Raw genomic sequence first — 21,928 nt, 5'->3', positions numbered from 1 at the left:
TACGAAGAAAGGTTGGCGAATAATGCAGGTTAGCATTTTAGACCAAGCACCGATTTTGAACAACTCAACAGCAAAAGAGGCGTTGGAGCAATCCATTCAACTGGCCGTATTGGCGGAAAAACTAGGCTATACCCGCTACTGGATTGCGGAGCATCACAATCTTTCTGGACTTGCCTGCTCCGCTCCAGAAATTATGCTCCCAGTTATAGGGGCAAAAACAAAATCGATTCGCATCGGGTCAGGCGCAACGCTTCTCCCCCACTATAAGCCGTATAAAGTTGCGGAAATGTTTAATATGCTGGCAACATTATTTCCTAACCGCATTGATCTTGGGATCGGGCGCGCCCCCGGAGGAGACGCTCAATCAAGCATTGCGTTATCCGGCAATTATCTCGAAAATGTAAAAAACATGCCGAAAACCGTTCAAGAGCTGCTTCATTTTTTATATAATGACTATCCAAAAAATGAATTATTTTCGAGCATCTCAGCCTCTCCTTTGCCAAATATTCCTCCTGAACCTTGGATCCTTGGCACAAGCATAAAGAGCGCCTTTTTAGCAGCTGAAAACGGCATTTCCTATGCATTTGGCCAATTTATGAGCAATGAAGACGGGCGGCAAATTATTCAAACATATAAAAATCAGTTCCAGAAAAAAAGAAAACAGCAGCCAAAGACAATTGTCACAGTCTCGGCAATATGCGCTGAAACTAACGAAAAAGCGGAGCAAATTGCCTTCAGCAGCTTTTTATGGAATCTTCAGCATCATAAAGGAAAAACACTTGATTTTCCATTAAAAGAAGAAGCAAAGCAGCAATTGCTGAATTCAGATGAATTTCAACAGTTTCAAAAGAATATGATCATTGGCGATCCAACATTTGTCGTTCACCGTTTATATGAATTAAAAAATTGGTATGAAGCAGATGAAATGATGATCATAACAATAACTGGAAGCTATGAAGAACGCACAAAATCGTATCAATTGATAGCAGAGGAAATAAATAGAAAGAAATCTTATCGTTAATATCATCAATATGACCATGGATAAAATCGGTTTAACCTATATGGGAACCGATTTTTTCTTTTTCCAATCCCCCATTTCATATTGTATCCTCCTCTTTTTTTAAAAATTCCCTAACTTACAACTGTTTCAAATATTATATATATATATAATTTTATGCATTTAACAGTTGACGTTTTAATTATATTAAAATATTATTTAAAGAGCGGTAGGACGGTTATTTTTTATTTTCGGACAATTCAAAACATCTTAAAAATTATATAAAAATAATGGAGGTTTATTTTTATGATAACAAAAGAGCAGATTGTCCAAAGCCTTCCGCAAAAAGGTTTTTTTGGACATCCAAAAGGATTATTTACGCTGTTTTTTACGGAGTTTTGGGAACGTTTTTCCTATTACGGAATGAGAGCAATACTTCTTTATTATATGTATTATGAAGTTTCTAAAGGCGGTTTGGGAATAGATGAAGCTACCGCTGCATCGATTATGGCGATCTACGGTTCTCTCGTGTATATGTCGGGAACGATTGGAGGATGGATTGCAGACCGCCTGTTAGGGACAAGCAAAACTGTTTTTTACGGCGGAATTTTAATCATGCTCGGCCATATCGTCTTATCCTTCCCTGGAAATATTGAAGCTTTATTCATTTCCATGACGCTGATTGTTCTTGGTACTGGACTTTTAAAGCCGAATGTATCAAGGTCGGCGATCTTTATGCAGATAACGATGCCCGCCGCGATTCAGGGTTTAGTATTTTTTATATGGGTATTAATTTAGGTGGATTTTTAGCTCCCATTATTGTTGGAACTTTAGGACAAGGATATAATTTCCATCTTGGCTTTGCTCTTGCTGCTATTGGTATGTTTTTTGGGCTTTTGACATTTGTCCTAACAAAAAAGAAAAACCTTGGTCTCGCCGGAACACAGGTGCCTAACCCATTACAACCGGAAGAACGAAAAAAAGTATTCACTATTTTCGGCATCGGCGCTTTAGTAATTATCGCCTTTTTAGCTGTCACCATCCCTGCAGGACTTTTGACTATAAATAGCTTTACTATGATTGTCAGCATCCTCGGAATTGTAATACCTGCATGTTATTTTATATTTATGTACCGGAGTCCTAAAACAACAGAAGTGGAGCGTTCGCGTGTAATTGCTTACATTCCGCTCTTTATTGCCGCAGTAGTTTTTTGGGCTATTCAAGAACAAGGGGCTATTATTTTAGCCACTTATGCAGATAAGCGCACCCAATTATCCTATGCAGGACTTGAACTGCAATCATCATGGTTTCAATCATTGAACCCTTTATTTATCATCTTTTTGGCGCCGGTTTTTGCATGGTTTTGGGTGAAGCTTGGAAAGCGTCAGCCATCAACACCGAGCAAGTTTGCATTCGGACTTATTTTTGGCGGTCTATCATTTCTAGTTATGATCATTCCTGCTTATGTAAACGGTACTGAGTCATTAGTTAGCCCTTTATGGCTCGTACTAAGCTTCTTCCTTGTTGTAATCGGAGAGCTGTGCTTGTCCCCAGTAGGACTTTCAGCAACTACAAAGCTTGCTCCAGCGGCTTTTTCAGCGCAAACAATGAGCCTATGGTTTTTAACTAGTGCAGCCGCTCAAGCCATTAATGCCCAGCTTGTAAAATACTACACAGTTGAAACAGAAATTGTTTATTTTGGCATTATCGGCATGATTTCAATTATTCTTGGCCTTATTTTATTCTTCATGGCACCTATGATTAAACGTTTGATGAAAGATGTTCTATAATAAAGTCTTGCTGCATGATAAAAACCTGCCTGTTCAAACATAAACAGGCAGGTTTTTTGCCATATATGAAGTTTGTTTTTGCCAAGATCACTCAGCAAAAAATCTTGAATTTCTTTCCGCTTACTTTGATACTTTATCCAAAAGCTTTAATGATTCTCTATTGAATGCTTCTAAGTCAGCAGGTGTGCGGCTTGTAACCAATTGGTTTTGGCACACGACAACTTCTTCGTCATGATAGTTGGCGCCTGCATACTCCATATCTACGCGAATTGATTTATAGCCAGTTGCATCCCGACCTTCCAATGCTTTTGCCGAAATTAGCAGCTGAGGTCCATGACAAATAGCAAATACCGGTTTTTTCGCATCCATCATAGCTTTTACAAAAGAAACAAAACGGTCATCCGCACGCAAAATGTCCGGCGAGAAACCTCCCGGCAAAAGAAGTGCATCAAAATCGTCCGGTTTTACATCATCAATCGAATAGTCAATTTTAACTTCCGCTTCACCTTTTTTTCCTTTAACTTTTTTGCCAGCTTCTTTTTCAATTGTGACCACTTCATGACCTGCTGATTGAAATGCTTCTGCAGGACTTGTGAACTCACTGTCTTCGAACAAGTCTGTAATAAGAGTAGCTACTTTTGCCATGTGATCAACTCCTTTATTTTAGATTATCATAAAAAATTTTGTGGAAACATTTATTTGCTTCATATATTATTATCAATTACCTATATTACTAATCAAACGTTTGTTTAACAACAAATATGATTGCCAAAATCAGCAGTCTCGCAATGCGGCTGCCTTCATCGGCGTTTAGAGGCGGAATTTTTCAGATAAATCGAATCAACCGAGACAAAATGGACCAAGCAAGCTATTAAGCCTGTTCCATTTGTCTTCAATATAGAAATGCTGTCAGCTTCAAGTCCTTGCATTTTGATGCTGAGTTCAGTATTCCAACCTCTTTCAGCTAATAAACCGAATGCGCCGGGCAGCGAAGCTTTGACATTACAGTTGAATTAGAAAATGAAAACGTTCGTTTATAAATTTATTTGAGAAGAGCGGGCTTTTAAATAAGAATTTCGGGGAGGGACGACAACTATCCTTTTCTTTCTGGAAGAAAACATTTGATCGTTTGCACAATTAGGGAGCTGCAAGCTCTTAAAACGAAGGGAAACAGTTGTCTAAACCGAAAAAACTAACGGTTCTCAGTCCTCATCTTTTTTAAACATACATTTTTAATATGCGGTCTACTGCTCCACCATATGATTCCCCAAACAAATTCAGATGGACAAGCAAATAATAAAGCTGGTACAAAGGCTTGATTTCCTCATATCTTTCGGAAAGAGGGTAATATTCTTCATATGAGCGGTAAAAATCTTGGGAAAAGCCGCCAAATAATTCGGTAAAGGCAATTTCAAAATGGCGATCTCCATACATTACGGACGGATCAATTAAAAATGGTTCCCCATTCGGTCCAACTATCCAATTTCCTCCCCATAAATCGCCGTGTAAAAGAGAAGCCTCCACGTTTGCTGGAATCCATTCATGCAAGCGATTAAGGAGAGTTTCCAATCTTTTTCCACGTTCACCACGTATATAATTTTTCTTGATTCCTATTTCCATTTGTCCGCTTAAACGGTAGTCCCGATAGTATTCAAGCCAAGATGACATAAGGCGGTTTCTTTGAGGCAGCGTTCCAATATATGTATTTTTCGAATATCCGTGATATACAAAATGGCTTTTGTGTAAAGCTGCCAGCTTTTGGCCTAACAGCTTTTCTGTATTATCATCTTTATTACCGTTCACCCATTCCATGATCAAAAATCCCTCGTTGGAATTCTCGGAGTAAGCAAACACCTTCGGTACGCGCACGGTGTTAGTATCCCTAATCAGTTGAAGCCCTTCCGCTTCCAGACGGAAAAAATCTTCGGGAGCTTCTAAATTGTACTTTAAAAAATACGTTTGGTTTTCTGTCTGTACAAAATAGCTTTCGTTAATATCACCTCCGCTTACTTTCCGAATGTTTTCGATTACTCCAAAATCTCCAGCAGCCCTTAATGCTTCCGCTATAATTTTTTTCATCCTGCCTCCTCTTTTTCTTTTTTTACTTATCTTTTCATAAATCATATATCTTTTGCAACGAAATCAACAAAGCAGCCTTTATTAATTGAAAAGTTATTTTTCTTTAGATTTCATTGTTCCAACAATAAAATATTCAAGAGCTTTTACATCTTCTATTAATTTTCTCCGTAATTGTTGATATGTTTCAAAAGATTGGTAGTCTAAATGATGATTTTCTTCAAACATTGTGCACAAATCGTTAAAGTTTTTGTAGATTCGGTCAAAATTTTTTTCCATCAGCACCAAAACATTTTTCATTCTCCTTTTCCTACTCCTTTTCCAAAAACCCCTTAAAAGAGACGGCGCAAAAATTCTCCTTATTTTATTTCGGAAAAAATAATTATATTTTCGACTCTTTCATAAATAATAGTTACTTCTCATACATTTTTAGTTGGAATCACTCATATCGTGTAAGGTGTCATTCCGACATTCATGATAAAATGGTAAAAAGGAAATCAGATACATTGGAGTGAATATTGGATGACAAAACAAGAAATTGAACAAAGAATCGCCGAATTAAAATCTGACTATATCCGCATTCAAGGGGACATCGAAAAGCTTGAATCAGTCGGAGGAAATATAGAAAAAGCGGAACAGCAGCTTACGGAAATTGAAAACGAGTTGGCCAGTCTTAGAACGGCACTGAACAAGCAGCGTTAACACCAAGATCAAATTCCGCTGTCCGTTTCCTTTCATAATCATTTTCATTGATCCATTGGATGGGAAAAAAGAAGGTTCTGTGTGGTTTTATCCCCTCCAGGTGGAAAGTAAAAAAAGTGTTCTTAGGAGTCTGCCGGAGAGGGGATTTTTTATGGTGAAAAATCAAACATGTAACTCATATTCAGAAGATCTGAAGCGTGAATCGTTCGTTTGAAATGAAAGGAGGCTCCCTTATCGGCAACTTCATGAACACTTTGGAATTAAGCGGCATACGCAAAATTTAAGAAATGAAAAAATGTAGAGGCTTTTTGATGCGTTTTTACGATCGGCGGGAAGTATGAAAACACATGCAATTTAAAAATTTAGAAGAAGAAAGCACAAGTCGATTTGCTTAAAAAGCGCCGTCCAAATCTATACGGGAAGAAGTGGTCCTAAAAGCCGATCGGTTTCATATTATTGATAAAGCATTTATGTTTGTTGCGATCATTTTTTTAGGATTTCATAAATGCTTTCATTTTTTCTAAATCACAATGATGTGATAAATCAAAAAAAATTAGAACTGATTGCTGGATGAGATCAAATCGAACAGGTGGACACATCCCATATGTAACGAAATCCATATACTTTCATCTCCAGATCCTTTTTTATTTCTAATTTACACGGCTAAGAGTATGACAGACAATGTGAACGACACAACGCTGTACGTCGCCTTTCGGATAAAGCGCTCCTCCAGTCCTGGCAATCATCGAATACGCTTAAAGCACTTCTTGACACCTCTTGTGTAAAGGTTTTACAGAATTTTGTCCACCTACGAAAAAATCCAAAATTTTGCGATATCCTTTTTCGTTTACTCCTAACACTACATAAATGACTTTTTTCAACCGTCGTAGTCCAAATATAAAACAGCATAACGCTTGGATAGTGGACGGTTGCTCCATTTTTGATGTCCTCTCTTTCTGGTCATACAACTGATCGTCAGGAGAATAGGGACTTTCCATCCACATGCTAATTTCCCGTGTCTTGATGATCGCTTCCTAAAGCGAGCCCGTATAATGTTTATAAAAGGGAAATTCGCGTTTGAAATTCCGAGTTTCGTTCTTAGCACCAAAAGGGCATCAGTCTAATCGATCTCCGGGTAAAGAAAACGCATGGAAGTTGTTTCGGCAGTTTGCATCGGAATAATTGAGTAAATTTTAAAAGAGAAGCCCGATCTTGAGTCTCGCCTTCATGAACCTAAGCAGTAATCGAAGTGTGATGTACACGATAAATACCATCCAACGAGCGATCAAGGAGATTCGGAAACGTCTAAAGCCGATGAACAGTTTAAGCAGTTAAGAATCCGCTGAAAAAGCATTATATTTGACCTTTCAAACTTTTAGCAGAACGAAAAGTTACGAAGATTTGCAGAAGCGCAGGAAGCCCTCCAGCGAAAATTCGAAGAACATAACAATTAATCATATATGGCAGATTAATTGTGTTTACTGCTTATTGATGCCTCTTTTTTATGGGTTAAAACGTTAATATTTTTGGAATTTGACTTTCTAGACAGTCTCCTGCAAAGGAAATCGGTTCCCTATCAATTCCAAACTCATTCAGAAATATTGTATCTGCCCCGCATTACATAAAATTTTTTAACAGTATACCCATTTATACCATTCTCTACTTTTGTAAAAAAATATGACAAGGTTTTTTATTTGGTTTTTGTAATTTTTTGTAGATTTTCGTAGATTTAATTTAATATTAATTTAAAATTTGTTAAATATTTTAAAAATTATTTACATATAGAAAGGAGGGGGTTGATTAATGATCATTTTCCGTGAAGTAAATAAACATTACGGAAAATTCCATGTTCTGCAAAATATCAATCTGCATATTAAACAAGGGGAAGTTGTCGTCATTATAGGTCCTTCAGGATCCGGGAAAAGTACACTCGTTCGTTGTATTAACAGGCTTGAAACAATTTCTAGTGGAGAATTAATAGTAGATAATGTAAAAGTTCATGACAAAAAAACAGATATAAATAAATTACGCCGCAACATCGGGATGGTATTTCAACATTTTCATCTTTATCCTCACAAAACCGTCCTACAAAACATTACGCTGGCTCCTATAAAAGTGTTAGGAGTTGCAAAAGAAGAGGCTGAAAGAACTGCAATGTACTATTTAGAAAAAGTAGGAATACCTGATAAGGCAAATTCCTATCCATCCTCTCTATCCGGAGGACAACAACAGCGTGTTGCAATTGCCCGTGGTCTTGCAATGAAACCAAAAATCATGTTGTTTGATGAACCAACTTCTGCACTGGATCCAGAAACAATCGGAGAAGTGTTAGACGTCATGAAAAAGCTGGCGAAAGAAGGGATGACCATGGTGGTTGTAACACACGAAATGGGTTTTGCCCGAGAAGTTGCAGACCGAATTGTGTTTATTGATCAAGGGAAAATATTAGAGGTTTCAACACCTGAAGAATTTTTCTCCAATCCAAAAGAAGAAAGAGCAAAAAATTTCCTAAACAGAATATTAAATCATTAAATATGAAGGGGGATGTTATATATGAGCTTTCGATCATTCTGTAAGAAAATACTTTCCATTTCTTTAATTTCTATTTTATGTATATCTATTTTGTCAGCCTGCGGCGGAAAAACTACTACTAATACTACTGCAGAACAAGAAAAAACAGAAAATTCTTCCGACAATCAAAATACGTTAGAAAAAATAAAAGAAAGGGACAAATTGATTGTCGGCGTAAAATATGATTTAAATCTTTTCGGACTTAAGGATCCTAAAACCGGAAAGGTGGAAGGGTTTGATATCGATATTGCTAAAGGTTTAGCTAAAAAAATATTAGGAGATGAAAATAAAATCGAACTGAAAGAAGTAACTTCTAAAACCCGAATTCCTCTTTTAAACAATGGCGATATCGACTGTATCATTGCCACAATGACTATATCGGAAGAGCGCAAAAAAGAAGTAGATTTTTCAGATGTTTATTTTATGGCCGGACAATCTTTACTTGTGAAGAAAGACAGCAAAATCAACGGTATTTCTGACGTCAAAAAAGGTGTAACCGTTTTAACGGCAAAAGGATCTACTTCCGCTCAAAATATTCGTGAAAAAACACCAGAAGCAACTGTATTAGAATTTGAAAATTATGCTGAAGCCTTTACTGCTTTAAAAGCTGGTCAAGGAGATGCTTTGACAACAGATAATGCTTTATTACTAGGAATGGCAAAGCAAGATCCTAATTTCCGAGTCGTTGATGAAACATTTACAGAAGAACCTTATGGAATTGCTGTCCGCAAAGGTGATACAGAATTTGTAAATACAATTAATGAATATTTAAAAGAAATTAAAGAAAACGGTGAATATGACAAAATTTATGAGAAATGGATCGGAGACGTACCAAAAAATGAAAAATAATTTGATAAACAGATGAGCGGTTTTTCACCCTCATCTGTTTCTTCCTGAAAGGAGTGATTATATTTGTTGAATTTTTCCATACTCATTGATCATTGGGATATGTATATAGAAGGCTTTTTTAATACAATAAAAGCTAGTGTATTTGCTATGATTGCAAGCTTAGTTGTAGGAACAATTATCGCTATTTTCCGTATAGCTCCCTTTCGACCACTCAATTGGCTTGGCACGATGTATGTGGAATTTATCCGAAACATCCCGTTGATGTTAATAGTATTTGTATTCTTTTTCGCTCCTTCCGCTTTGGGGTTACGCATTAATTCTTTTTTGGCAGGAACACTAGGTCTTACAACTTATACAGCCGCATTTATCGCCGAGTCGATACGTGCAGGTATTCAAGCAGTACCGAAAGGTCAAATGGAAGCTGCCCGTTCGTCCGGTTTAACATACGTACAAACGATGTGGTATATTATTTTGCCACAAGCAATTAAAATTGTTATCCCTCCATTAGGAAATCAATTTCTTAATCTTGTGAAAAACTCGTCTGTACTCGGTGTAATTGCTGGCTTAGATCTCATGTATTTCGGTGATTTAATATCTTCTGAAACATTCGTAACATTTGATGTATATATTTTTGTTGCTATGTTTTACTTGCTGTTAACTATTCCTTTAAGCTTAAGTGTCAGTTTTCTTGAACGCAGACTAGCAAAAAATAGATAAAGAGGATAGCCCTCTACCATGTAAATATATTGAATAAATTTAATTTGTATCCACTAACATGAGGTTAAGAATCTATAGGTGTTAAAGAATTGGGAGAATTTATAGAGGGAGGGGAAAACAAAATGGATTTTATTGGTGCTTATTCACCCAGTCATATCATATTTCTTTTGAAAGGATTTTCTGTCACCCTACTTGTTGCTTTTATATCCATTACCCTTAGTTTTATATTCGGCATCATGATCGGTGTATTGCGTTACACAAAAGTTCCGGTCATTAGTCACCTACTAGCCGTTTGGGTGGAAACGATTCGAAACTTACCGTTATTATTAATTATTTTCTTTACGTTTTTTGCTCTTCCAGAAATAGGGTTAAAATTAGATAAAATGGCCGCTGCCATTTTAGCATTAGTAGTTTTTGAATCTACTATGTTGTCAGAAATTGTTCGAAGTGGATTAAATTCCATTGAAAAAGGTCAAATAGAAGCTGCTCGTTCTTCTGGATTAAATTATTTGCAAACTTTATGGTATATTATACTGCCGCAAGCTTTACGCCGGATGGTTCCGCCAATTGTCAGTCAATTCATTTCACTACTAAAGGATACTTCTTTTGCTGTCGTGATCTCTTTACCAGAATTAATGAATCATGCACAAATCATTAATGGCAAAAATATCAACTATGTCATTCCGATCTTTATTTTAGTTGCTCTCATGTATTTTACTGTAAATTATTTATTATCATTAGTTTCAAGACGGTTGGAAAACAAATATATCTAAATAGACGTTTCGTAGGTTTCTGGCCATAATGGTATTATAATTGTCTATGAGGGAGAATGCGATGAATAACCGCCTTTGGACACTTGTTGTCCTTGTTTTCACTACTGCACTTCTGGGAGAAATGAAAATCAATCCTTTTGATAATTTTTTTCGATTTTCATTAGGAAGTGCAATTTTCTTCTTTGGATTACTATCTTTTCGATCTGCTCCTATCCTTGTAACTGGATTTAGTACTGGCATTTTTGTTTTGCTGTTTCGGATGATGATCGATCTTATATTAGGGCGAGTCTTTTGGATCGACAGTTTCTTTATCCATTTACCCGCTGCCTTTTACTATTTTAATTTTACTTTACTCGTTTATGTTACAAAAATTCAAAAATATTTAAAAACTCCCATTCGTGTAGGAATCATTGGAGCATACATTGATTTTTCATCTAATATGGTGGAATTATCTTTTCGCATACTAATACAAGAACAATTTACCCTCACGTTAGAAACTATTTGGATGTTACTTTTATTTGGGATTTTAAGAAGTTTTTGCGCAGTAGGGCTTTACAATATTTTGAATTTCTCTCAATTAAAAGCCATAAGCGAAGCGCGACAACATGAACTCGAACGTCTCGTTATGATCAATACAAGCCTTTATGAAGAAACATTTTTTTTGCGGAAATCAATGAGCCATCTAGAAGATATAACTAGAAAAAGCTATCAACTATATATGCGTTTAATGGAATTAGAAAATAAAGAGGCAAGTACAGCCCTTTATATTGCTGAACATGTTCATGAAGTGAAAAAAGATTCACAAAAGATTTTGGCAGGATTATCTAAACTAATGAGTCAAGAGCAACTAAACCTTCATATTTCCATTACAGATATTTGCGATTTAGTTATTAAAACAAATCAAAAATATGCAGAAGCTTTAGAAAAGCCAATTCAATTCCAAAAAAAATGTGATATTGACTCATGTACTAACCATGTATATGCTCTTCTATCTGTATTAAACAACCTTGTTTCAAACGCAGTCGAAGCAATACGTCATTCAGGTTGGGTTGAACTGCGTGTAGTGGAAGATAATCATAACATAAAATTTTTCGTAACCGACTCCGGTATTGGTATATCCGAGGAAGATCAAGACTGGATTTTTGAACCCGGATTTACAACAAAATTTGACAAAAACGGGAATCCATCAACAGGAATCGGTTTGACACACGCCCAAAAAATTGTACAAAATTTAAATGGTTCAATACAATTATCAAATGAAAAAGGACCACCTACTCAATTTATAGTAACGATACCAAAAGATCAGCTGTTTAAAACGCTTACATAAGTATTCCATAATAAAGAAAGGGGGGGAACATGATGTACCTTCGCTTCTTCCTAATTGAAGACGATCCTGTTGTTAGAAGAATGTTGGAAAAAATAATAACAGACAGCGGGCTTGGAAAAGTTATCGGACAAGCAGATGATGGGATTAATGTTTCAATCGATCAACTCAAAAATGTGGATGTTATTCTAATTGATCTATTGATGCCTCGACTAGACGGCATTCAAACAATGAAAAAATTGAGAAGCGAAGGATTCCCCGGTCCCTTTATTATGATTTCTCAGGTTGAAAATAAAGAAATGGTCGGTGAAGCATACTTGCAGGGTGTCGACACATACATTCAAAAACCTATTAACAAATACGAAGTTGTTTCCGTTTTAAAACGAGTTGCCAACCATCTTGCCTTATCTTCTTCACTTATATCTATTCGCAATTTATTAGAAGTAATGGATGATAAAGATCAGCAACCATTTTTAAAAGCTTCTACATATTCTGCAAAGCATTCGATTGAGGAAAAAGCTTGCCATCTCCTTCTCACTTTAGGCATTGCTGGCGAGACGGGAACTTCTGACATATTAGCAGTGATAAAATGGCTAGAGGCTCGAGAACAGAATGGAAAAAATATACACGACCTTCCTCAATTAAAAGACTTATACAAACAAATTTTGCTGCAATCTGGCAATCATTTTGATGAAGAATCTCTACAAAAGGAATTGCGTGCCATGGAACAGCGTATTCGCCGAATAGTTTTACAAACATTCACCAATTTAGCTTCAATTGGATTAACTGATTATACAAATCCTAATTTCGAACATTACGCCCCTCGTTTATTTGATTTTGAAGAAATCCGCCAACGAATGGAGGAACTAAAAAATGGAGAAAAGACAACAAAATGCCGATTGAGCATAAAAAAATTTATAACTGCACTTTATTTAGAGACAAAAGAAGAAATGAATTTTCACTAGTTTCTTACATATATAGTAAAAATTATTTTTCATCAGCATCTCTTGTCCACCTCCACCGATGAATTGGAATCTATTCCCGGCAATCTGTTGACACATGTTATATCTTAGTCCTTTCTTTTATAAGGGAAATGATCCGCCGAATATAAAGTTGTAAGAAAGCAATGATCATCATACTATGTCTACTGCACAATAAAAAACTGAACCACCGCACGAATGATATAGTTGACCGAAAAAAGAAAGCTCATGGAAGGGATTTTTATGTGGAAAGCCTTCGATAACATATAATATAACAATCGGTTAAGTCCAAATTTTTTTGTAAATTTCCCTCTTTGATAGAAACATGGATCTGATGGCTTGACGTGGCAGGTAAATCCGGCAAGTCTTCCTGTCGGTCGTCTTCCCGAACAAATGATCATGTTGTCAAGGAACGTTGCGGCAGGGATCTTGCCCAGAATTCCACGTTCTCCTTGATACAGCGAATGAGTCATCGCCAGAGTTTTCGAATTCACCATTCGAGTTTCTTGCTCTTTCGTTTTCAACAACCGCCTTTAGCTCCTGTCACTTTTCTGCCCTGCTACGACTCTTTATTCAATGCCTAACAGATTGGGTTTACGCATTTCAACTGGCTCTTTTTTTTGACGGAAAAAAATTGATCGATCTTATTAGATCGATCTAAAAATATGTTTTCCATACCAATCATTTTACTTTTCTAATTTTTCCTGAGCAGTTGGTTTTGGACTCAATTTCGAACAAGGTCCTGCCTGAAGCATGTAGCTTCCTCCATCATGACCGAGCATGTTTTTTACATCTTTTGCAACGTCAATTATGCGATCTAAATGAATTCCAGTCTCAATCCCCATCTCTTCTAGTGAATGAACTAAATCCTCTGTTGCTATGTTACCCGTTGCTCCTGGTGCATATGGGCATCCGCCGAGACCTGCGACAGAACTGTCAAAATGGATGACACCTTGCTGCAAAGCGGCAACCACATTCGCCAACGCCATTCCGCGCGTATTATGGAAGTGCATGGAGAAAGTCATGTGAGGAAATTCCTTTTTTAATACGCCAAGATATTGATAGACTTGTTTTGGATTGGCCATTCCTGTCGTGTCAGCAAGCGAAACTTCAGTTATCCCCATTTTCTTATATCGATCTACAATTGTTACTATTTTTTCTAAAGGCACTTTTCCTTCGTACGGACATCCAAATGCAACGGAAATTGATCCTCCTACTTCAACATTATGTTTTTGCGCCAAATCGACAATAGGTTCAAATCCTCTTTGCGCTTCTTCCACAAGGCAGTTTGCATTTGATAAACTATGCGAATCTGTTGCCGAGAGCATAAGCTTCAATTTCTTTATTCCAGCCGCAATTGCTCTTTGGGCCCCTTTTACATTTGGCACTAAAGCCCGAAATTTAATATGCGTTAAATCTTCTATCCCTTTCACAACTTCCTCGGCGTCTTTCAACTGCGGAATTGCTTTCGGATGAACGAACGATGTCACTTCTATCGATTGAACTCCTGTGTTCGCAAGCGCACGGATAATTTTTATTTTTTGTTCAGTCGGAATCCATTGATCCTCTGATTGAAACCCGTCGCGCGGCGCAACTTCGCAAATGATGACCCTTGCAGGAAATATGGCATCACTCATTTAAATGACTCCTTTCTCTTTTAACTCGGCAAGCTCCTGTTTTGATAACCCTAATTTTCCGCCTAATATTTCTTCATTATGCTCTCCAAGCTCAGGAGCGCGGTAACGAATGGTTCCAGGAGTTTTTGAAAAATTAGGAACGACGCCCGGCACTTTTACTTTTCCAAGTCGAGGATGCTCAACTTCTACTATGTTTTTCCTAGCTTGATAATGTTCATTTTCAAAAATATCTTTAATACTTAAAATCGGACTGACAGGCACACCGTACAAATCCAATTTTTCCTGCAGCTCCTTCAGCGTAAACTGGCGTATCCAGTCAGAGACAATCTTTTGTACTTCATCGTCATGTTTTAAACGTTGTGAATTTGTATAATAACGTTCATCCTCAAGCATATCTGTTCGTTCCATTGCTTCTACAAGCCGATTAAAAGTTGAATCAGTACTGCAAACAAGAACAACATATTTTCCATCCTTCGTTTCATATGTTCCTGCTGGACTTGAATGTCCGGCCAACCCGGGTGTTCTTTCTCTTACTATACCGTTTTGGTCATATTCAGCTACTAAAAATTCGAGCATTCGGAAAATCGATTCATATAATCCCATTTCGACTACTTGCCCTTCTGGATCATCAGTTTTATCACGGTAATATAATGCACTGACCGCAGCAAATGCAGTATATACACCAGTGATATAATCAAGCAATGAATAAGATGGGCTGACAGGCGGTCTGTCCGGATACCCTTGGATATAAGTATGGCCGCTGAAAGCGGTGCACGGAGTTCCGAACCCGGCTTTTTCGCGATACGGTCCTGTTTGACCGTAGCCCGAGATTCGAACCATAATCAATTTAGGATTTGCTTTTTTCAATTCTTCATACCCTAGCCCCCACTTTTCAAGAGTACCGGGGCGAAAGTTTTCAATTAAAATATCCGTATTTTTTATAAGTTTTTTTAAAATTTCTTTTCCTTCTTCTTTCCGTATATCTAAAGTAACTGATTTTTTGTTGCGGGCAAGCCCTGGCCATCTGAGCGGCTCATTCCCCTTCCAAGGGCCTACAGTCCGCAAAGTATCACCTTTATTGGGCAATTCAATTTTCGTCACTTCGGCGCCAAGGTCAGCTAACAGTGTTGCCCCAAAAGGAGCAGCGATCATAGTCGATATATCCAAAATATTTACTCCTGTTAACGGACCATATTTTCCTTTTTCCATCGTATCCCCCTCCAAAACATTAATTTTTCTCTGGCAGCATGCCTAATACATTGCTTCGCAAATTGCTTAAATGGACTTTCATCGCTTCCGATGCTTTTGCTTTATCTTTCTGTTTCACGGCTTCCAAAATCGCTTCATGTTCAAAAAAAGATTCAGAATAACGCGCTTGCGACTGCAACGTTTGCTTTCGCACTTGGCGGTATAAATTCAAATTCGTATCCATAAATGAGATGAACACAAAATTATGTGTCGCTTGGGCGAGAGATAAATGAAAGTTGCTGTCTGCATCTATTTCCTCTTCCGGATTTTTCAACTTTTCTTCCATTAATTTCAATGCCTTTTCCATCTTTTCTATATCTTCTTTCGTTGCCCTTTCGCATGCTATTTCAGCAATTTTTGGCTCCAATGCTTCCCGGGCCTCCAAAAATTGAATCACTGTTGTTTTTTCGAGTACATCAATAGGGTTGATCTGATATTTCAGAATCAAGCTTTGATCGACTTTTTGAACGAACCGTCCGCCGCCTGGTTTTGAAATAATGATTCCTTCCGATTCTAAAACTCTGCATGCTTCCCGCAAAGAAGTCCTGCTGCACCCGAGAATTTTCGCCAATTCACGCTCCGGAGGCAGGCGGTCATTTGGTTTTAGTTTTCCTTCTTCTATCAGCTGCTTAATTTGATCAACAATTTTTTCGTAAACTCTCGTATTGGTGAGCTCATTAAATATATTGGATTTCATAAACATGTTCCTTTCATTTTTTGGACTGTTGGGCAGTCCAATTTTATTAAAATTATAATATTCTGTCATTAAATCGTCAAGCCGCTGCACCATCGAACATGTAAAACACCGGAAGATATGAAGAGAAAAGCGTTCAATGCAAGATGTAAGATGATTTTTCTTATCCAGGGCATTTCATTTCTCATGTGGAAACCTTTCATTACACTTCTAAAGCAAGTGTGTGTTAACATTCCATCTATTCCTAAATTTCTTGAAATATATTATGATTAATTAATAGCAATCAATCATTGATTCACTTTTCCGAAGGAGGAACGCAATGTATAAGCAATATTTGCCTTTTGCGATAAAGTTAGCTAAAGAGGCCGGTGAATTGATTCGGCCGTATGCAGGAAAAGCTGGGCAGCAAACATTAAAGTCAGCAAAAGATTTTGTGACTGAAATGGATTTGAAAGCTGAAAAGCTGATCATTGATCGCATTCAGGAGACATATCCTGATCACCGCATATTCAGTGAGGAAGCCGGCAGCATTGGGGGAAAGGATGAATTTGAATGGGTGATTGACCCTATTGACGGGACCATCAACTACAGTTTCGGCGTTCCGCTTTACGGAGTTTCCATCGCCCTAACCTATCAAAATGATCCAGTCGTCTCTGCTATATCATTGCCTGCTTTTGGGGAAACGTATTGGGCAGCAAAGGGAGAAGGAGCCTATTTAAATGGAAATGCTATAAACATTCGAAATGCCAGCCTGGCGGAAGCTTTTATTTCCATTGGCGATTTTGCAAAGGACGCCAATAAACAAACGAATAAAGAGCGCATTTCATTGCTTGAAAACATTGTAAACGACGTTTACCGAGTCAGAATGATCGGAACAGCTGCTGTCACTTTAGCCTACATTGCTTGCGGCAAACTTGATATCGCAGTCTACTATAAGCCTAATTTTTATGATATTGCTGCTGGACAGCTGCTTGTGTGCGAAGCGGGCGGAGCTATACAAACGATCGGAAATTATACTGTCATTGCTGATCAAAAAATAATAGACGAGATAGCACCTTTACTGCCTGTTCAGCACACAACGGCATAAAAGCAGTCCGCAAGTCTAGACTGCTTTTATGCTTTTCTGCTGCCATATAATACAACGACATTTCCGTTTTCATGATGCTGGGCCCGTTCGTGAAATAACGTTTTGCTAACAAAAACCGGAACGATGATTCAAAAGATAAATCATTTAGCGATTGATTGTCCAGCCTGCTGGCTTAAAAGACGAAAAGCTTTTAAAAATCTATTAATGAACTTGCCCCTTTGCAATGCTTTTCATTTGGAGGCCAGACAGAAAGGTCGAACGGAAAATCGGAGCCAGGCACTACTCGATCTTCTCCCACTATTCGCACTAAATAGTCAATGCTTGCTTGCTCCCACAAAACATTGTCATACCAAAAACGCTTTAAGTATTCTTTCGGAGAGGATGTTAAATTTTTTGAAACCGCTTCCCATTCTTCGTATCCTTTTTCTATTCTGCCGATTTGGTAAGGCAAAAATCCTCCGCCATGGGCAAATAATATTTTCACATTTGGAAATCGATCAATCAATCCGCTTAATAAAAGATCTGTAGCACAAATCGTTGTTTCCCACGGAACACCGATTAAATTTGGCATCATTCTTCTTTTCAAGCGAGGATCTTCGCTCAATAACGGATGAATGAAAACAATCGCTTTCAACCGATCGGCTTCTTCAAAAAATGGGATAAAAAATTCATCTGACAGCATATGATTAGCTGCCCCAGGACCGATAATGGCTCCTTTTAACCCTTTTCCCATCGCATCTGTCAAGATTTGTGCAGCTTTATCCGGGTTATTTAACGGAACCGTTGCCAGCGCAGACAATTTTTCCGGGAACGATTGCACAAGCCGCGCTAATGAATCATTATACACGCCGGATAGTTCAGCAGTGATTTCTTCCGGAAACTCGTACATAAAAAGCTGCGGTATCGGTGAAATGACGGAATGATGAACTCCCGCTTTCAATTGTTCGTTTAAAAAAAGGGTTAAATCTAAAAAAGATTTTTTTAATTCAAATCCCCATTTTTGATTAACAATCAAAAACTCTTCCTTATCCTTTTCTTTTTTCACCCATTCAGCATGAATAGTTTCTTTATGTTCTTTTACCCATTCCATCACGCCTTCAGGGATGAAATGTGTATGAAAATCATACATCTCTCCACTCTCCCACCAAATTAAGAAAAATTCAAATACCCCATTCTTTCAGAAATTTCCTTGCTGGCTGCGATCACTTGTTTCGCCATCGCTTTAAGCTTGTAAGAATTGATTCGTTGTTTTGGACCGACTACAGAAAGTGCTGCAATAACCTTTCCGGTATAATCATAAATCGGGGCGGCAATGGAATTAACTCCCTCGGACAATTCTTCAATGCTAACGGCATACCCATTCTCCCTTACTTTTTTTAAATGATCTCTCAGCTTCTCAGGATCCGTAATCGTATTTTTAGCAAAACGCTTTAACCCTTTAGATATAATTTTTTCGACCGTTTCATTTTCCGAAAATGCAATTAAAACTTTTCCAGAGCTCGTGCAATAAGGCGGATTGCGTCTCCCGATATGGGTTAAAAATCTTACGGGGTGATTGCACTCTACTTTTTGCAAATAAACAACTTCTAAATTGTCCAATACAGAAATATGGGCAGTTTCACCGGTTGCTTCGACCAGTTTATTTAGTACAGGCTGCGATTCTCTGTAAATATCCATATTGCTGAATAGCACGCCGCTTAAAGATAAAATGGATAATCCCAATCTGTATTTCTTCGTTTCTGAATCTTTATAAACAAATCCTTCACTTGCCAACGTCTTCATTGTCCTGCTGACTGTGCTTTTATTTAATCCTAGAGAATTGGATAAATCGCTTATTTTTTTTTCTGGCTCTTCCATTGTAAAGCTTTTCAATATTTTCAGCGCATTTTTGATGGAAGAAAGCTGATTTTTCTCGTCTTTTCCATTCAATGTACACCCTCCCCCTCTACATCAATTTTCTTTATACGAGAATATATCAAATATATGAACAACTGAAAAGTAAAAAATTAAATATTTCGATATTTTTAAAAATTTTTATATTTGTTGCATATATAGCAATTTAGAAGTTGAAAGTGCAACATAGGGAAACTACCATTAAAGTCACAGTTGAAATTTATGATGATATTCGGGAGGGTGAATCATGCCAATCAACTCAAACGGAACGATTAACTGCTTGCATTTTATTAACGGACAATTTGTTGAATCCGATAACAAAAGGACCTTTGACAATATTAATCCTGCAACTGAGGAAGTAATCGGAACAGTCGCTGAAGGAGGAAAAAAAGAAGTCGACTATGCCGTTTCCGCTGCCAAAAGGGCTTTGAACGGCCCTTGGAAAAACATAACATTAACGGAGCGTTCAAAAATTTTGCGGCGCATTGGCGATTTAATCCAAGAAAGACAGGATGAGCTGGCACGATTGGAATCATTGGATACAGGAAAACCGCTATCTCTTGCAAAAAAAATTGACATTCCCCGTGCTGCCTATAACTTCCACTTCTTCGCTGACTACATCATTTCGATTACGAATGAAGCTTATCAGCAAGATGATCAGGCCATTCATTATGCACACAGGCGCCCAGTCGGAGTAGTGGGAATTATCAAGCCTTGGAATTTACCTCTTTTATTATTGACTTGGAAGCTGGCTCCATGTTTAGGAATGGGCAACACAGCTGTTATTAAACCTGCAGAGTGGACTCCTTTAACCGCTACTGCATTAATGGAAATTTGCAAAGAGGCCGGTGTTCCGGACGGAGTTGTCAACCTTGTTCATGGCTTCGGTCCAAACTCCGCTGGGGCAGCAATTGCCGAACATCCTGACATTGACGCCATTTCCTTTATCGGTGAACCGGGTACAGGAGCAGCCATTATGAAAGCAGCATCTAATTCCTTGAAAAAACTTTCATATGAATTGGGCGGCAAGAATCCAAACATTATTTTTGCCGATTCAGATTTAGATGAAGTCATTGAAACTACCATCAAATCAAGCTTTATTAACCAAGGCGAAGTTTGTCTTTGCGGTTCAAGAATTTATGTAGAGCGCCCAGCTTATGAAGAGTTTTTAGAAAAATTTGTAAAGAAAACAAAAGAATTAAAGATTGGCGATCCATTTGAAAATGGCACAGATGTCGGCGCACTCGTAAGCAAGGAACATTACGAACGCGTCAACAGCTACATCGACATAGCCAAGCAAGATGGGGCAGAAATTTTAACAGGCGGAAAGCGTCCAGACGGATTAGATAAGGGTTATTATCTCGAACCTACAATCATAACTGGTTTGGATCGAAATTCCCGCTGCGTACGGGAAGAAATATTCGGCCCAGTTGTAACTGTCTCTCCGTTTGACATGGAGGAGGAAGTTATAGCCCAAGCCAATGATACACATTACGGATTAAGCGCAACTATTTGGACAAATAATTTACGGCGTGCACACAGGGTGGCACATCAAATTGAAGCAGGCATCATTTGGGTCAACACCTGGTTCCTGCGTGATTTACGAACGCCGTTTGGAGGAATGAAGCACAGCGGAATTGGCAGAACGGGCGGCATGCACAGCTTAGATTTTTATACAGAGCTTTCAAACATAACGATAAAGCTATAATTTAAGGTGCCGTTGAAACATAAGGAGTATGTTAAAATAGCCTGCTTACCAAATCATTCTGTCTGAATGAGAAAGGAAGGAAAAAATGTTAACAACGAAAATTGCCAACTTTGCCAATCAACTGCAGGAAGCTGAAGCTTTAAACAGGGCGACAGATCCTCTTACTTCCGTTGATCCGAATCTGACTGCCGAAGAAGCTTATCTTATACAACTGGAAAATATAAAAAGAAAGGTCGATCAAGGTCAAAAAATTGTCGGAAAAAAAATCGGTTTAACATCTTTAGCAATGCAAAAGCTGCTTGGAGTCGATGAACCGGACTATGGACATTTATTAGATTACATGTTCGTTGAAAACGGCGGAAGCATTTCCATGAAAAAAGTTTTGCAGCCGCGAGTAGAAGCTGAAATTGCCTTCATTTTAAAAAAGGAGCTTAAAGGTCCAAACGTAACCGCTTTAGACGTGATCTTAGCAACTGACTATATTGTTCCGGCATTAGAAATTGTCGACAGCCGCATTAAAGATTGGAAAATCAAGCTGGCTGACACCATTGCCGACAACGCTTCATCCGGATATTTCTTATTGGGAGGAAAACCGGAAAAAATAGAAAATGTTGATCTCGAATTAATTGGAATGAGCTTGACAAAAAACGGGGAACTAGTCAATACCGGTGTCGGCGCAGCAGCATTAGGCAATCCGGCAAACTGTGTCGCATGGCTCGCCAACAGGCTGGCTGATTTTGATATTTCATTACGTCCCGGAGAAATCATTTTATCAGGCGCTCTATCCAGAGCCGCTGATGCACAAGCTGGAGACGTCTTTACGGCGCGGTTCGCTCATCTCGGGCATGTAACGGTATCATTTACAGAATAATAGATTGAAAG

The 21,928-nt window shown here is 38.0% G+C and carries 20 protein-coding genes and 1 pseudogene; 12 read left to right on the top strand and 9 right to left on the bottom strand.

What is annotated here, in order from left to right; all coding sequences use genetic code 11:
* Positions 1 to 22: 22 nt before the first annotated feature.
* Together NSU02_RS01970 and NSU02_RS01965 are read left to right on the top strand one after the other, a co-directional pair.
* Positions 23 to 1,021, top strand: coding sequence for an LLM class flavin-dependent oxidoreductase (locus NSU02_RS01970; RefSeq protein WP_144596861.1), 999 nt, complete (start codon positions 23 to 25; stop codon positions 1,019 to 1,021).
* 282 nt (positions 1,022 to 1,303) lie between these two features.
* Positions 1,304 to 2,787, top strand: a pseudogene (locus NSU02_RS01965) (peptide MFS transporter).
* A 120-nt stretch (positions 2,788 to 2,907) separates the two neighbouring features.
* On the opposite strand, the gene NSU02_RS01960 reads toward NSU02_RS01965, so the two are convergent.
* From NSU02_RS01960 to NSU02_RS01950, 3 genes are all read right to left on the bottom strand, one after another.
* Positions 2,908 to 3,432 (bottom strand): type 1 glutamine amidotransferase domain-containing protein, encoded by a 525-nt coding sequence (locus tag NSU02_RS01960; protein WP_066247109.1) that lies wholly within the window; start codon positions 3,430 to 3,432, stop codon positions 2,908 to 2,910.
* A 573-nt stretch (positions 3,433 to 4,005) separates the two neighbouring features.
* Positions 4,006 to 4,866: a fructosamine kinase family protein gene (locus tag NSU02_RS01955; RefSeq protein WP_339194019.1), complete on the bottom strand. Its 861-nt coding sequence runs from the start codon at positions 4,864 to 4,866 to the stop codon at positions 4,006 to 4,008.
* A 93-nt stretch (positions 4,867 to 4,959) separates the two neighbouring features.
* A complete protein-coding gene (locus NSU02_RS01950; protein WP_063388739.1) occupies positions 4,960 to 5,163 on the bottom strand; it encodes a hypothetical protein in 204 nt (67 codons plus the stop codon).
* 222 nt (positions 5,164 to 5,385) lie between these two features.
* Between NSU02_RS01950 and NSU02_RS01945 the strand changes: the two genes are divergently transcribed.
* The 7 genes from NSU02_RS01945 to NSU02_RS01915 all read left to right on the top strand — a co-directional run bounded on the left by NSU02_RS01945 (position 5,386) and on the right by NSU02_RS01915 (position 12,764).
* Entirely contained in the window at positions 5,386 to 5,565 is a 180-nt protein-coding gene (locus NSU02_RS01945; protein ID WP_339194016.1) for an SE1832 family protein, read from the top strand.
* A gap of 1,803 nt (positions 5,566 to 7,368) precedes the next feature.
* Positions 7,369 to 8,097, top strand: coding sequence for an amino acid ABC transporter ATP-binding protein (locus NSU02_RS01940; RefSeq protein ID WP_327873198.1), 729 nt, complete (start codon positions 7,369 to 7,371; stop codon positions 8,095 to 8,097).
* Between the two features lie 21 nt (positions 8,098 to 8,118).
* Complete coding sequence (locus NSU02_RS01935) at positions 8,119 to 8,985, top strand: glutamate ABC transporter substrate-binding protein (RefSeq protein WP_339194013.1); 867 nt, start codon at positions 8,119 to 8,121, stop codon at positions 8,983 to 8,985.
* A 63-nt stretch (positions 8,986 to 9,048) separates the two neighbouring features.
* Positions 9,049 to 9,702, top strand: a complete 654-nt coding sequence (locus NSU02_RS01930) for an amino acid ABC transporter permease (protein ID WP_066247119.1) — start codon at positions 9,049 to 9,051, stop codon at positions 9,700 to 9,702.
* A gap of 122 nt (positions 9,703 to 9,824) precedes the next feature.
* On the top strand, positions 9,825 to 10,475 hold the full coding sequence (locus tag NSU02_RS01925; RefSeq protein WP_117017463.1) for an amino acid ABC transporter permease: 651 nt from the start codon (positions 9,825 to 9,827) through the stop codon (positions 10,473 to 10,475).
* A 121-nt stretch (positions 10,476 to 10,596) separates the two neighbouring features.
* On the top strand, positions 10,597 to 11,802 hold the full coding sequence (locus NSU02_RS01920) for an ATP-binding protein (protein ID WP_339194010.1): 1,206 nt from the start codon (positions 10,597 to 10,599) through the stop codon (positions 11,800 to 11,802).
* Positions 11,803 to 11,834: 32 nt separating this feature from the next.
* Positions 11,835 to 12,764 carry a response regulator gene (locus tag NSU02_RS01915; RefSeq protein ID WP_117017455.1) on the top strand — a complete coding sequence of 310 codons (930 nt, stop codon included), beginning with the start codon at positions 11,835 to 11,837 and terminating at the stop codon, positions 12,762 to 12,764.
* Between the two features lie 179 nt (positions 12,765 to 12,943).
* Here NSU02_RS01915 and NSU02_RS01910 read toward each other — a convergent pair whose 3' ends face one another.
* From NSU02_RS01910 to NSU02_RS01895, 4 genes are all read right to left on the bottom strand, one after another.
* Complete coding sequence (locus NSU02_RS01910) at positions 12,944 to 13,306, bottom strand: hypothetical protein (protein WP_311066784.1); 363 nt, start codon at positions 13,304 to 13,306, stop codon at positions 12,944 to 12,946.
* A gap of 159 nt (positions 13,307 to 13,465) precedes the next feature.
* Complete coding sequence (locus NSU02_RS01905; RefSeq protein ID WP_130157911.1) at positions 13,466 to 14,416, bottom strand: hydroxymethylglutaryl-CoA lyase; 951 nt, start codon at positions 14,414 to 14,416, stop codon at positions 13,466 to 13,468.
* The gene (locus NSU02_RS01900; RefSeq protein ID WP_339194008.1) at positions 14,417 to 15,625 is read right to left on the bottom strand and encodes a CoA transferase; all 1,209 of its coding nucleotides are present in this window, start codon (positions 15,623 to 15,625) and stop codon (positions 14,417 to 14,419) included.
* Positions 15,626 to 15,644: 19 nt separating this feature from the next.
* Positions 15,645 to 16,361, bottom strand: a complete 717-nt coding sequence (locus NSU02_RS01895; RefSeq protein ID WP_063388391.1) for a FadR/GntR family transcriptional regulator — start codon at positions 16,359 to 16,361, stop codon at positions 15,645 to 15,647.
* A 316-nt stretch (positions 16,362 to 16,677) separates the two neighbouring features.
* On the opposite strand from NSU02_RS01895, the gene NSU02_RS01890 reads away from it, so the two are divergent.
* Positions 16,678 to 17,445, top strand: a complete 768-nt coding sequence (locus NSU02_RS01890; RefSeq protein WP_066247136.1) for an inositol monophosphatase — start codon at positions 16,678 to 16,680, stop codon at positions 17,443 to 17,445.
* Positions 17,446 to 17,635: 190 nt separating this feature from the next.
* Here the strand turns inward: NSU02_RS01890 and NSU02_RS01885 are convergent, their stop codons facing one another.
* Both NSU02_RS01885 and NSU02_RS01880 read right to left on the bottom strand, forming a co-directional pair.
* Positions 17,636 to 18,574 carry an amidohydrolase family protein gene (locus tag NSU02_RS01885; protein WP_117017460.1) on the bottom strand — a complete coding sequence of 313 codons (939 nt, stop codon included), beginning with the start codon at positions 18,572 to 18,574 and terminating at the stop codon, positions 17,636 to 17,638.
* 20 nt (positions 18,575 to 18,594) lie between these two features.
* Entirely contained in the window at positions 18,595 to 19,374 is a 780-nt protein-coding gene (locus tag NSU02_RS01880) for an IclR family transcriptional regulator (RefSeq protein ID WP_311066782.1), read from the bottom strand.
* Positions 19,375 to 19,585: 211 nt separating this feature from the next.
* Between NSU02_RS01880 and NSU02_RS01875 the strand changes: the two genes are divergently transcribed.
* Together NSU02_RS01875 and NSU02_RS01870 are read left to right on the top strand one after the other, a co-directional pair.
* Positions 19,586 to 21,046: an aldehyde dehydrogenase gene (locus tag NSU02_RS01875; RefSeq protein ID WP_063388380.1), complete on the top strand. Its 1,461-nt coding sequence runs from the start codon at positions 19,586 to 19,588 to the stop codon at positions 21,044 to 21,046.
* Positions 21,047 to 21,131: 85 nt separating this feature from the next.
* Positions 21,132 to 21,917 carry a 2-keto-4-pentenoate hydratase gene (locus NSU02_RS01870; RefSeq protein ID WP_339194005.1) on the top strand — a complete coding sequence of 262 codons (786 nt, stop codon included), beginning with the start codon at positions 21,132 to 21,134 and terminating at the stop codon, positions 21,915 to 21,917.
* Positions 21,918 to 21,928 lie beyond the last annotated feature (11 nt).

Origin of the sequence: Aeribacillus sp. FSL W8-0870 (assembly GCF_037963755.1) — a bacterium.
Classification (GTDB): domain Bacteria; phylum Bacillota; class Bacilli; order Bacillales; family Aeribacillaceae; genus Aeribacillus; species Aeribacillus composti.
The sequence above is the reverse complement of the archived record's forward strand: the minus strand, read 5'-3'. Positions and strand labels throughout refer to the sequence as shown.

Excerpts from the sequence above, each read along its gene's own strand:
- NSU02_RS01905 (WP_130157911.1), bottom strand. The coding sequence starts at position 14,416 with ATGAGTGATGCCATATTTCCTGCAAGGGTCATCATTTGCGAAGTTGCG.
- NSU02_RS01875 (WP_063388380.1), top strand. The coding sequence starts at position 19,586 with ATGCCAATCAACTCAAACGGAACGATTAACTGCTTGCATTTTATTAAC.
- NSU02_RS01885 (WP_117017460.1), bottom strand. The coding sequence starts at position 18,574 with ATGTATGATTTTCATACACATTTCATCCCTGAAGGCGTGATGGAATGG.
- NSU02_RS01895 (WP_063388391.1), bottom strand. The coding sequence starts at position 16,361 with ATGAAATCCAATATATTTAATGAGCTCACCAATACGAGAGTTTACGAA.
- NSU02_RS01955 (WP_339194019.1), bottom strand. The coding sequence starts at position 4,866 with ATGAAAAAAATTATAGCGGAAGCATTAAGGGCTGCTGGAGATTTTGGA.
- NSU02_RS01940 (WP_327873198.1), top strand. The coding sequence starts at position 7,369 with ATGATCATTTTCCGTGAAGTAAATAAACATTACGGAAAATTCCATGTT.
- NSU02_RS01935 (WP_339194013.1), top strand. The coding sequence starts at position 8,119 with ATGAGCTTTCGATCATTCTGTAAGAAAATACTTTCCATTTCTTTAATT.
- NSU02_RS01915 (WP_117017455.1), top strand. The coding sequence starts at position 11,835 with ATGTACCTTCGCTTCTTCCTAATTGAAGACGATCCTGTTGTTAGAAGA.
- NSU02_RS01870 (WP_339194005.1), top strand. The coding sequence starts at position 21,132 with ATGTTAACAACGAAAATTGCCAACTTTGCCAATCAACTGCAGGAAGCT.
- NSU02_RS01945 (WP_339194016.1), top strand. The coding sequence starts at position 5,386 with ATGACAAAACAAGAAATTGAACAAAGAATCGCCGAATTAAAATCTGAC.
- NSU02_RS01970 (WP_144596861.1), top strand. The coding sequence starts at position 23 with ATGCAGGTTAGCATTTTAGACCAAGCACCGATTTTGAACAACTCAACA.
- NSU02_RS01920 (WP_339194010.1), top strand. The coding sequence starts at position 10,597 with ATGAAAATCAATCCTTTTGATAATTTTTTTCGATTTTCATTAGGAAGT.
- NSU02_RS01900 (WP_339194008.1), bottom strand. The coding sequence starts at position 15,625 with ATGGAAAAAGGAAAATATGGTCCGTTAACAGGAGTAAATATTTTGGAT.
- NSU02_RS01925 (WP_117017463.1), top strand. The coding sequence starts at position 9,825 with ATGGATTTTATTGGTGCTTATTCACCCAGTCATATCATATTTCTTTTG.
- NSU02_RS01950 (WP_063388739.1), bottom strand. The coding sequence starts at position 5,163 with ATGAAAAATGTTTTGGTGCTGATGGAAAAAAATTTTGACCGAATCTAC.
- NSU02_RS01960 (WP_066247109.1), bottom strand. The coding sequence starts at position 3,432 with ATGGCAAAAGTAGCTACTCTTATTACAGACTTGTTCGAAGACAGTGAG.
- NSU02_RS01890 (WP_066247136.1), top strand. The coding sequence starts at position 16,678 with ATGTATAAGCAATATTTGCCTTTTGCGATAAAGTTAGCTAAAGAGGCC.